Origin of the sequence: Streptomyces sp. MBT53, assembly GCF_016654115.1 — a bacterium.
Taxonomy (GTDB): domain Bacteria; phylum Actinomycetota; class Actinomycetes; order Streptomycetales; family Streptomycetaceae; genus Streptomyces.
On the sequence record NZ_JAEQAZ010000249.1, the window covers coordinates 1 to 11,035 of the forward strand.

9 protein-coding genes are annotated in these 11,035 nt (G+C 73.1%); 1 reads left to right on the forward strand and 8 read right to left on the reverse strand.

What is annotated here, in order from left to right; all coding sequences use genetic code 11:
• The 6 genes from JHN45_RS46125 to JHN45_RS46150 all read right to left on the reverse strand — a co-directional run.
• A partial coding sequence (locus JHN45_RS46125; protein ID WP_201055386.1) for an aminotransferase class V-fold PLP-dependent enzyme occupies positions 1-1,183 on the reverse strand: 1,183 nt, incomplete at its 3' end.
• Positions 1,184-1,300: 117 nt separating this feature from the next.
• Positions 1,301-2,131, reverse strand: a complete 831-nt coding sequence (locus tag JHN45_RS46130) for an NAD(P)H-binding protein (RefSeq protein WP_201055388.1) — start codon at positions 2,129-2,131, stop codon at positions 1,301-1,303.
• 113 nt (positions 2,132-2,244) lie between these two features.
• Complete coding sequence (pepN, locus tag JHN45_RS46135; protein ID WP_201055390.1) at positions 2,245-4,728, reverse strand: aminopeptidase N; 2,484 nt, start codon at positions 4,726-4,728, stop codon at positions 2,245-2,247.
• A gap of 56 nt (positions 4,729-4,784) precedes the next feature.
• Positions 4,785-5,315 (reverse strand): two-component system response regulator, encoded by a 531-nt coding sequence (locus tag JHN45_RS46140; RefSeq protein WP_201055393.1) that lies wholly within the window; start codon positions 5,313-5,315, stop codon positions 4,785-4,787.
• 153 nt (positions 5,316-5,468) lie between these two features.
• Positions 5,469-5,819: a chorismate mutase gene (locus JHN45_RS46145; RefSeq protein ID WP_200715980.1), complete on the reverse strand. Its 351-nt coding sequence runs from the start codon at positions 5,817-5,819 to the stop codon at positions 5,469-5,471.
• A gap of 11 nt (positions 5,820-5,830) precedes the next feature.
• Positions 5,831-6,721, reverse strand: a complete 891-nt coding sequence (locus tag JHN45_RS46150; RefSeq protein WP_201055394.1) for an AraC family transcriptional regulator — start codon at positions 6,719-6,721, stop codon at positions 5,831-5,833.
• 102 nt (positions 6,722-6,823) lie between these two features.
• On the opposite strand from JHN45_RS46150, the gene JHN45_RS46155 reads away from it, so the two are divergent.
• A complete protein-coding gene (locus JHN45_RS46155; RefSeq protein ID WP_201055396.1) occupies positions 6,824-8,650 on the forward strand; it encodes a beta-galactosidase family protein in 1,827 nt (608 codons plus the stop codon).
• Here JHN45_RS46155 and JHN45_RS46160 read toward each other — a convergent pair.
• Positions 8,581-9,834, reverse strand: coding sequence for a VWA-like domain-containing protein (locus JHN45_RS46160; RefSeq protein ID WP_201055398.1), 1,254 nt, complete (start codon positions 9,832-9,834; stop codon positions 8,581-8,583). The two genes, JHN45_RS46155 and JHN45_RS46160, sit on opposite strands and share 70 nt — an antisense overlap.
• Positions 9,831-11,035, reverse strand: a 1,205-nt coding sequence (locus tag JHN45_RS46165) for an AAA family ATPase (protein ID WP_236584834.1), incomplete at its 5' end; no start/stop codon positions are given. The genes JHN45_RS46165 and JHN45_RS46160, both read right to left, overlap by 4 nt.

Sequence of the window (11,035 nt, forward strand, 5' to 3'; positions counted from 1 at the left end):
CGGGCCGGAACAGGACGGTGCTGATGACGGGCGGGTCGTAGAGCTCGAAGCCGGGGTGGTTGTGGACCATCGCGGCGAACTCCCGTGCGCGGGCGCAGACTTGGTCGACGAGGGCGCCGAGTCCGGTGCGGCCGAGGGTTTTCAGGGTGACGGCGAGTTTGAGGACGTCGGGGCGTCGGGTGGTGCGCATGGAGCGGCCGAGGAGGTCGGGGAGGCCGGCTTCGGTGTCGTCGTCGGCGTTGAGGTAGTCGGCGCGCTGGGTGAGGGCGGCGAGGTCGCGGGGGTGGCGTACGGCGAGGAGGCCGGCGGCGACGGGCTGCCAGCCGAGTTTGTGCAGGTCGAGGGTGACGGTGTGGGCGCGGTCGAGGCCGGCGAGTTTGTCGCGGTGGCGGTCGCTGAAGACGAGGCCTCCGCCGTAGGCGGCGTCGATGTGGAGGCGGGCGCCGTGGGCGGCGCAGAGGCCGGCGATCTCGGGGAGCGGGTCGATGAGTCCGGCGTCGGTGGTGCCGGCGGTGGCGGCGACCAGGACGGAGCCGCGCGGGCCCGGGAGTGCGGTGAGGGCTTCGTCGAGGGCGGCGGGGTCGAGGGTGCCGGCGGGCGCGGGGACGACGACGGGGTCGGGCAGGCCGAGGAGCCAGGCGGCGCGGGGCAGGGAGTGGTGGGCGTTGCTTCCGCAGACCAACTGGACTGTGCCGCCGTGGGCTTCGCGGGCGAGCAGCAGGGCGAGTTGGTTGGCTTCGGTGCCGCCGCTGGTGACGAGGGCGTCGGCGAGGCCGATCTCGTGGGCGAGGGTGCGGGTCACGAGGGCTTCGAGGGCGGAGGCGGCGGGGGCCTGGTCCCAGGAGTCCAGGGAGGGGTTGAGCGCGCTGACGGCGAGGTCGGCGGCGGCGCTGACGGCGAGCGGCGGGCAGTGCAGGTGGGCCGCGCACAGCGGTTCGGCGGGGTCGGCGGCGCCTTCGGCGAGGGCGTGCACGAGGGTGCGCAGGGCGGTCGGGTCGCCTTCTTCGGGGAGTACGTCCCCTACGGCGTCCCGCATGCGGGCGGCGACCGCGTCGGGGCCGCCGGCGGGGAACGGTCCGCCTCGTGCGCGGCGTCCGGTGCCCAGCGCGTCGAGGACGGTGTCGAGCAACGGCCGTAGGGCGTCGGGGCCTTCGGCGCCTGAGGCGAGGGGCGCGTTGCTCATGGGCTGTCCTCCGGGGCGCGGGGCAGGGGTGGTTCCAGCTTGTACCTGGATGAGTCGACGCGCCCGGGAAGAACAACGATCAGAACCCGAAAGTGTTGTGTGAGCGGTGTGGGAGGGTCACCGGAAGTCGTCGGCGTGGTCCTTCGCCCAGGTGCTGAACGGGCGGGCCGGTACGCCGGTGATGTCTTCCACCGTGGTGGTGATCTCCGGTGTCGTGCCGACGCTTCCGCCGAAGGCCCTGAGGAGGCCGGGGAGCATCTCCGGGGGTACGTGGGGGAAGAGTTCGGGGCCGACCTCGTCCACGGGGATCTCGTCGAAGCGCAGGTCGCGGCCGACGGCGTGGCCGATCGCGGTGATCTGCTGGGCCGTGGTGACCGGTTCGGGGCCGGTGAGGCGGTGGGCCGCTCCTTCGTGGCCGGGGTCGAGGAGGGCGCGTTCGGCGACGGCGGCGATGTCGTCCTCGTGGATCGGTGCCGAGACGCCGTCGGCGAAGGGGCCGCGTACGGTGTCGCCCGCGCGGATCTGCGGGGCCCACTGGAGGGCGTTGGTCGCGAAGGCGTTGGGCCGCAGGACGGTGGCCGCGAGGCCGCTGTCGCGTACCTGTTGTTCGGCCTTGGTGTGCCAGACGTGGATGGGGTGGCTGGTGTCGGCGCCCTCGCGGATGATGCCGGAGGAGAGCATGACGACGTGCCGGACGCCGGCCGCGCGGGCCGCGTCGAGCAGTGCCGGGATCGTGTCGCCGGTGGCCTGGAGGTTCAGGAAGAGCTGGGTCGCGCCGGTGAACAGGGCGGCGGGGTCGTCGAGTTGGTGGCGGACGACCTCGGCCTGCCGGGGTAATCCGGCCCGCTGGGGGTCGCGTGTCAGCGCCCGCACGGGTCGGCCGGCGGCGGTGAGGCGTTCCACCAGTGCGCGGCCGACGTTGCCGGTGGCGCCTGTCACTACGATCACGGGTTCCTCCTGGGGCTGATCGTCCTTGGTGGCATCGAGCCTAGGAAGGACGATCAGCCCGCCGCGTCGTCGGCAGGGACGAGGCGTGCCCGTGACGGAGTAGGGCCCGGGTCCTACGCCTCCCGTACCTTCAACGCCCTTGCGAGGTCGTCGAGTTGGTCGACGAGCTTGCGGCGCAGGGCCGGGATGAGGTCGGCGTCGCGGAGGCATTCCTCGCCGAGGCGGAGGGTTTCGGGGTCGACGGCGTGGGTGGGGAAGGCCCAGCGGCCTGCGGCTTCGGCGATGGCGGGGCCCCGGCGGGCGGCGAGGGTGACCGCGTCCTCGTAGAAGCGGGGCACGTACTCCTTTACGAGATCGGCCTGTTCGGGTTGCCAGAAGCCCTGGGCGGTGGCGGTGAAGAGGTAGTTGGAGAGGTCGTCGGTGGTGAACATCGCGTCCCAGGCCGTGCGTTTGGCCTCGGGGTCGGGCAGGGCGGCGCGGCAGCGGGCGGCGCCTTCCTGGCCCGTGGCGGACGGGTCCCGCGCCAACTCGGCGGCGATCGCGGTCTCTTCGGTGGCGCCGAGGACGGCGAGGCGGGACAGGACGCGCCAGCGCAGCTCGGGGTCGAGTTCGGGGCCGCCGGGCACGGTGCCCTCGGTGAGCCAGGCGGCGATGGTGTCGGGGTGGGCGGCGACGTCGATGAAGTGGCGTACGGCGATGAGGCGCAGGCCGGGGTCGGAGCCGTCCTCGGTGCGGCGGATGAGGTCGCGGCACAGGGCGGTGAGGGTGGTGAGGGCGGCCGGGCGGTCCTCGGGGGTGAGGTAGCGGCCGGCGATCTGGGCGGAGGCGAAGGCGAGGACGCCCTGGACGAGGGCGAGGTCCGTCTCGTGCGGGAGGTGGGCGCGGGCGGCGTCCAGGTAGGCGGAGGCGGGGAGTTCGCCGTCGCGGACCGCGTCGCGCAGGGCGTTCCAGACGACCGCGCGGGTGAGCGGTTCGGGGAGGCCGGAGAGGCTGGTGCGGACGGTTTCGAAGGAGCCGGGGTCGAAGCGGACCTTGGCGTAGGTGAGGTCGCCGTCGTTGAGGAGGAGCAGTGCGGGGCGCTTGCCGAGGGCCTGGGGGTCGCTCTGCGGGATGTCGAGGTCGAGGCGTTCACGCAGGACGAGGCGGCCGGTGTCGCCGAGGTCCTGGTCGTAGAGGCCGACGGCGATGCGGTGGGGGCGGCTGCCGGCGCGGTCGACGGTGAGGGTGTGGGTGCCGTCGTCGGCGCGGGTGGTGGTGGGCGTGAGGGTGTCGACGCCCGTCGTGCGCAGCCATACGTCCGCCCAGGCGTGGACGTCGCGTTCGGTGCCGGAGGCGAGGGAGTCGATGAAGTCGGCGAGGGTGGCGTTGGCGAACTTGTGGCGGGCGAAGTGGGTGTTGATGCCGGCGAGGAAGTCCTTCTCGCCGAGCCAGGCCACCAACTGCCGTAGTGCGGAGGCGCCCTTGGCGTAGGAGATGCCGTCGAAGTTGAGGAGGGCGGAGGCGGTGTCGTCGACGTTCTCGGGGGCCACGGGGTGGGTGGAGGGGCGCTGGTCGGCGTCGTAGCCCCAGGCCTTGCGGACGACGCCGAAGTCGGTCCAGGTGTCGGTGAAGCGGGTGGCTTCGGTGAGGGTCTGGTAGCCCATGTACTCGGCGAAGGACTCATTCAGCCAGATGTCGTCCCACCACTGGAGGGTGACGAGGTCGCCGAACCACATGTGGGCCATCTCGTGGGCGATGACCATGCCGCGGGTCTGGCGCTCGGTGTCGGTGACGGCGGAGCGGTAGATGAACTCGTCGCGGAAGGTGACCAGGCCGGGGTTCTCCATGGCGCCCGCGTTGAACTCGGGGACGAATGCCTGGTCGTAGGAGTCGAAGGGGTAGGGCTCCTCGAACTTCTCGTGGTAGCGGTCGTAGCACTGGCGGGTGATGTCGAGGATCTCCTCGGCGTCCGCGTCGAGGTGGGGGGCCAGGGAGCGGCGGCAGTGGATGCCGAAGGGCAGGCCCCGGTGTTCGGTGCGGATCGAGTGCCAGGGGCCCGCGGCGACCGCCACGAGGTAGGTGGAGACGAGGGGGGTGGTGGCGGCCTGCCAGCGGCCTTCGCCGAGGTGTTCGGTGATGCCGTTGGCGAGGACGGTCCAGCCTTCGGGGGCGGTGACGGTGAGGTCGAAGACGGCCTTGAGGTCGGGCTGGTCGAAGGCGGCGAAGACGCGCTGGACGTCGTCCATGAACAGCTGGGTGTAGAGGTAGGTCTCGCCGTCGGTGGGGTCCGTGAAGCGGTGCATGCCCTCGCCGGTGCGGGAGTAGCGCATGCTCGCGTCGACGCGCAGTTCGTGCTCGCCGGCGGTGAGGGCGGGCAGCGGGAGCCGGTTCTCGACGAGTTGTTCCGGGTCGAGGGGGTGTCCGTCGAGGGTGACGGAGCGCAGCTCGGCGGGCTTGAGTTCGACGAAGGTGTCCGCGTCGGCACGAGCGGTGAACGCGATGACGGTGCGGGAGTCGAAGGTGTCTTCGCCCGTCGTCAGATCGAGTTCGATCGTGTAGCGGTGGACGTCGAGGAGCCTGGCACGGGTCTGCGCTTCGTCGCGCGTCAGTACGGACATGGTGGACATGCTGCCTGATGGCACTGACATGGCACAGGGCAGGTCCGGTACGCGGCCTATGTCCGTTCAGTGGTGGTGGCGGTGTTCTGGGGGTCGCGCTGGTAGGGCACGCGCGCGTCGGGGTGGGGCAGGGCGGGGCGGGATTCCCGGGGCTCCTTGAGGAGGGCGCGCAGTTCGCGGAGTTCCCGCTCCAGGGCCAGGTGGCGCTGGTGGGCGTCGTAGAGGTAGCGGATCTTGGTGCGCAGGGTCCAGGGGTCGACGGGTTTGGTGATGAGGTCGGCGACGCCGAGGCCGAAGGCGGTGGCGGTCAGTTCGGGGTCGAGGCCGAAGCCGGTGAGGAGAACCACGGGGATGTGCTGGGTCTGTTCGAGGCGGCGCAGATAGCGGACCACGTCGAGGCCGCTGACGCCGGGCATCCGTACGTCGAGCAGGAGCAGGCCGACCTGGCCGCGGAGCACCTGCTTGAGGGCCTCGTCGCCGCTGGTGGCGCGGGCGAGCCGGTAGCCCAGGGGTGCGAGGGCGCTCTCCAGCGCGTACAGCGTGTCCTCATGGTCGTCGACGATGAGGATCCTGGCATCCGACGGCATGACCCGAGGTCCCTCCCGCGTGGGACGACCAGCTTATGACGCAGGCGCTGACGGGGTGTGCCCGTCGGCTGACAAGGAGTGCACATGCAGGTGCACAGCGCAGCATCGCCCCGAACACACCCCTGTGTCACGCCCCTTACGGGTCCGGCGGGCTCAGTTCGCCGTGGGTGAACCGCCGTTCACGGCGTCCTCGGCGATGCGCTCGTGGTGGCGGATCACCTCGGCGATGATGAAGTTGAGGAACTTCTCGGCGAACGCCGGGTCCAGTTTGGCGTTCTCGGCCAGGGTGCGCAGGCGCTCGATCTGGCGGGCCTCGCGGGCCGGGTCGGCGGGCGGCAGCCGGTGGGTGGCCTTGAGGAAGCCGACCTGCTGGGTGGCCTTGAAGCGTTCGGCGAGCATGTGGACGACGGCCGCGTCGATGTTGTCGATGCTGTCGCGCAGCCTGGCCAGTTCCTCGCGCACGGCGGGGTCGACGTCACCGGGTCCGTTGTTGCTGGTGGTCATGGGCGACCACCCTACGTGGAGTGCGCCCACCCGATCGTCGGCGGATCGGCGGGATCGGGCACCTGGTCGCTCCAGCCTCCGGGGACGGTACGGCCCTGCTGGGCGCGGAAGCGGACGGGGGGCATGCCGACGCGGCGGGTGAACAGGCGGGAGAAGTAGGCGGGGTCGTCGTAGCCGACGCGGCGGGCCACGGCCGCGACCGGGAGTTCGGTGGCGGCGAGGAGTTCCTTCGCGCGCCCCAGGCGGATGCCCAGGAGGTAGTCCTTGGGGCTGCAGCCGGCGCCCCGGCGGACGGCGGCGCGCAGGGCGGCGGGGGTCATGCCGTGCCGGGCCGCGTGGTCGGCGACGGTCAGCGGCAGACAGGCGTCGCGGGCGAGGGCCTGGAGGACCGGGTCGCCGTCCGGGGCGAGGTCGGCGCGGGCCCGGCGCAGGGCCACCAGCAGCTCATGGACGGCGGCCCCGGTCTCCACCTCCAGGAGGGGGTTTCCGCGGCGCGCGGCGCGGGCCATGCGCCCGATGACCGCGCGGGGCCCGCTCGCGTCCGAGAGGGCCACCACGGGCCGCTCCGGCTCGATGTAGCCGAGTTCGGTGTACGTCGCCGTGGCGGGCCCGGTGAAGTCGACGAACCCCTCGTCCCAGCCGGCGCCGGGGTCGGGCGCGTAGTGGTGCGGCACTCCGGGGGTGAGCCACAGCAGGGCGGGCGCGGTGACGGTCGTACGGCGTCCGTCCGGGGTGAGGTACCAGCCGCCGCCCGCGCTGATCACGACGGCCACGTGGTGGTCGAGGGTGCGGGGGCCGACCGTGGGCAGTTCGCCGTACTGGAGGCCGACGCCGAGGCAGGCGAGGCCGAGGCGGTGGTGGGCGGGTGTGGGCGTGAAGAACCGCATCCAGGTGTGGTACATCCGCGCCCCCTCACGCATTGCCCGGTTCACACAATGCTCGGTCCAAGTAGTGGCGATCTTTGTCCATGGACGTGATCGCCGCCAAGGGGAGAGAGTCGGGGCATGAGCGAGTTCACCGTGGGCGACAGGGACTTTCTGCTGGACGGGCGGCCGGTGCGGCTGTTGTCCGGGGCGCTGCACTACTTCCGGGTGCACGAGGCGCACTGGGGGCACCGGCTGGCGATGCTGCGGGCGATGGGCCTCAACTGCGTGGAGACGTACGTCCCGTGGAACCTGCACGAGCCGGCGCCGGGCGAGTTCCGGGACGTGGCGGCGCTGGGCCGGTTCCTGGACGCGGCCCGGGAGGCGGGCCTGTGGGCGATCGTGCGCCCGGGGCCGTACATCTGCGCGGAGTGGGAGAACGGCGGGCTCCCGCACTGGCTGACGGGCGAGCTGGGGCCACGCGCGCGTACCCGTGACGCAGGCTTCCTGGGGCACCTGGAGCGCTGGTTCGGCCGGCTGCTGGCCGAGGTCGTGCCCCGCCAGCTGGACCGCGGCGGCCCGGTGATCATGGTGCAGGTGGAGAACGAGTACGGCAGCTACGGCTCCGACGCGGCCTATCTGCGGCAGGTGGAGGCGCTGTTGCGGGACCAGGGGGTCGCGGTCGCGCTGTGCACCTCGGACGGTCCCGAGGACCACATGCTGGGCGGCGGTTCCCTTCCCGGTGTGCTGGCGACGGTGAATTTCGGGTCCCACGCGCGCGTGGCCTTCGAGACGCTGCGCGCCTTCCGTTCCGAAGGGCCCCTGATGTGCATGGAGTTCTGGTGCGGCTGGTTCGACCACTGGGGCGGCGAGCACGTCGTCCGTGACGCCGGGGACGCGGCGTCCGCCCTGCGGGAGATCCTGGAGTGCGGCGCGTCGGTCAACGTCTACATGGCGCACGGCGGCACCAACTTCGCCGGCTGGGCGGGCGCCAACCGGGGCGGCGGAGCCCTGCACGAGGGCCCGTTGGAGCCCGATGTGACGTCCTACGACTACGACGCCCCGATCGACGAGTACGGGCGCCCCACGGAGAAGTTCTGGCGCCTGCGCGAGGTGTTCGCCGAGTACGCCGACGCCCCGCTGCCCGAACTCCCGCCCGCACCGCCCGTGTTGGCCCACCCGGTCGAGGCGAGCCTGACCGGCTGGGCATCCTTGAGCGATGTACTGGAGGCACGCGGCGGACCGGAGTCCGCGGGCCCGGTCCCGCCCACCTTCGAGGAGTTGGACGTCGACCGCGGACTCGTCCGCTACGAGGTGACCGTGCCGGGACCGCGCGCCCCCTATCCGCTCACCGCGCGGGGGCTGCGGGACCTCGCGGTGGTCTACGTCGACGGCGAGCGGGCCGGGATCCTCATGGAGGGCGACGAGCAGCTCAAGGAGCCCGTCGCCGGGCACGCGCGCGTGGAGCTGTGGGTGGAGTCCCTGGGGAGGGCCAACTACGGGCCCCGGCTCGGGGAGCCGAAGGGCATCACCGGGGGCCTGCTGCACGAACGGCAGTACCTCCACGACGTACGCGCGCGTGGACTGCGCCTGGACGCGCTGGACTCCCTGGACGACGTCGAGGGCATCCCTCTGGGGGCACTGCCCCCGGGCGACTCCCCCGGCCTGTACCGGGGCACCGTCGAGGTGCGGGGCGCCGGGGACGCCGTACTCGAACTGCCGGGCTGGACGCGGGGGTTCGTGTGGGTCAACGGGTTCAACCTGGGGCGGTACTGGTCGGCCGGGCCGCAGCGGGAGCTGTACGTCCCCGGGCCCGTGCTGCGGGAAGGGGTGAACGACGTGTGGGTGCTTGAGCTCCAGGAGGCGCCGTTCGCCGGGAAGTCCGTCTCCCTGCGTGCTCAGCGGGAGACGGGGGCGGACCCGATCTCGACGACGCGGGCCCAGTCGGGCGGGGTGTCCGGCACGTAGTCGGGGTCGTCCTCGGCGTACGTCCCGGTCTCGTGCCGGCGCGGGAAGAGGCCGACCACCGTCCGGCACGACGGTCGCCGTTCCGGCCAGGGGGTCTGGCCGTCGGTGAGGACCACGACGGCGTCGGGCCGGGTGCGCAGCGCCTTGGCGAAGCCGGTGCGCAGATCCGTCCCGCCGCCGCCCAGCAGTTCGATGCCCTCCGCGCGGCACAGCGGTTGCGCGACGCGGGCCGCCGCGTCGCAGGGCACCACGGTGACCAGGTCGCGGCGGCCGCCGACCGCCCTTGAGATCGCGGCCACTTCGAGGAGCGCGCTGCCCAGCTCGGCGTCGCTGACCGACCCGGAGGTGTCGATGACCACGCAGACCCGGGGCGGGCGGCGGCGCAGGCTCGGCAGCACCACGCCGGGCAGTCCGGCCGAGCGGCGCGAGGGCCTGCCGTAGCTGTAGTCCTCGCCCGCGCCGGGAGCGGAGACCACCGAGCGGACCGCGGCACCCAGCAACTCCCGCCAGGGCTGCGGCGGATGGAAGGCCTCCTCGGCCCACCGCCGCCACCCGCTCGGGGCGCTGCCCGGGCGGCCGGTGATGCCCTGTGCCACCCGGAAGCGGACCGCGTCGCGCTGCTGCTCGCTGAGCCCGTGCGCGCCGTCCGGGCCCAGCTCCCAGCCCCGGTCGAGCCCGTCGGCACCGCTGCCGCAGTCCAGCCACGCCAACGCCTGGGTGCGTGGGCCGAGTCGGAACCAGCGGAGATAGTCCTCCATCAGGTTCCCCGTGGGCAGCCCCAACGACCCCGGCTGGACCGCGCCTTCGGGAATGACCAGGCCCTCGCCGTACGCGTCGTCGTTGATCTCCATGTCGGCGGCGATGTTCATCCGCAGCCGCTCCCCCGGGCCGGTCAGTCCGCGTTCGCGGGCGAGGCGGTCGCTGCGCCCGTGGTGGTCGCGCAGCAGGTGGGAGACCTCGTGGACCCAGACGCCGGCCAGGTCCTCGACCGGCATCCGGTCCACGAACCCCGGCGAGACATAGCAGCGCCAGTGCCGGTCGACGGCCATCGTCGGCACCTGCCGTGACGCGACGGTGTGCAGGGCGAACAGGGCGGTGGCCAGGTAGGGGCGGACGCGGGCCGCGTAGAAGCGGGCGGCGAAGAGCTTGTCGAGGTCGAGGTCCGTGGCCGGGTCCGGCTTCATCGGCCACCCTTCACGGTCGCGGCGGCGCGGTCCGCCCGTTGCGACAGGGCGACCACTCCGGCCAGTTCCTCGATGGACTCGGGTACGTCCCAGTCCTCCCGGCGCAGCGAGGCGAGGGTGGTCGCGGGGACGACGACCAGGTCGGGGGCACCGGTCTCCAGCGCCCGGACCAGGAGCGCCCAGGCCGCGTCCCAGCGGGCCCGGTCGGGACGGTTACGGACCGCGGCCACCACGCCGTCGAGGACGGCCTGGCGCAGATCCCCGCGCTCGGGCAGCTCACCGGCGGTCGGATCGGCGAGGAACGTCTCGGGGTCGGGGAGGTCCATCCGGTCCACGGCGGCCAGCAGTTCTAGACCGGGGCCGTCCCCGACCGTGCCCCTGGCCAGCAGGGACAGCACCTCCCGGGAAGAGCCGGCCGCGGTCGCGAACGCGATCAGGCACACGGCCATCTCCCAGCTCCGGGGCGAGGGCCAGGCGCCGCCCCGCCGGGTCTCGCTGCTGGGCAGCTGGTGGACCAGCTTGGGTCGGCCGGTGAGCAGCCCGCACACCGCGCGGCGCGCGTAGTCGACGGCTCCGGGCAGCTTCTCCGGGTCGAGTCGCGGCAGGGTCGCGCGGGGCCAGGTGCCGCCGAGTCCGCGTACGACGACCTCGTGGTCGTGGGTCCACTGGAGGTGCACGAACCGGTTCGCGAGCGGCGGGCTCAGCTCCCAGCCGTCGGCCGCCGAGGACCGGGGGTTGGCGGCGGCCACGATCCGCACCCCGGGCGGCAGTTGGAGCGCTCCGATCCGCCGCTCCAGCACCAGCCGCAGCAGCGCGGCCTGTACGGCGGGCGGCGCGGTGGACAGCTCGTCCAGGAACAGCAGCCCCCGGCCCGCCCGCACGAGCCGTACGGCCCAGTCCGGCGGGGCCATCGGGACGCCCTGCTCGGCGGGGTCGTCGCCCACGACGGGCAGCCCGGAGAAGTCGGACGGCTCGTGCACGCTGGCGATCACCGTCGTCAACGGCAGGTCCAGGGCTGCCGCGAGCTGGGTCAGGGCCGCCGTCTTGCCGATGCCCGGCTCGCCCCACAGCAGCACGGGGAGGTCGGCCGCGACGGCCAGGGTCAGGGCCTCCAGCTGGTTGTCGGGGCGCGGTTCGGTGGTGGTGTCGCGCAGGAGGGTCAACAGGTCGCCGGCGACGTCGAGTTGGGTGGGGTGGGTGC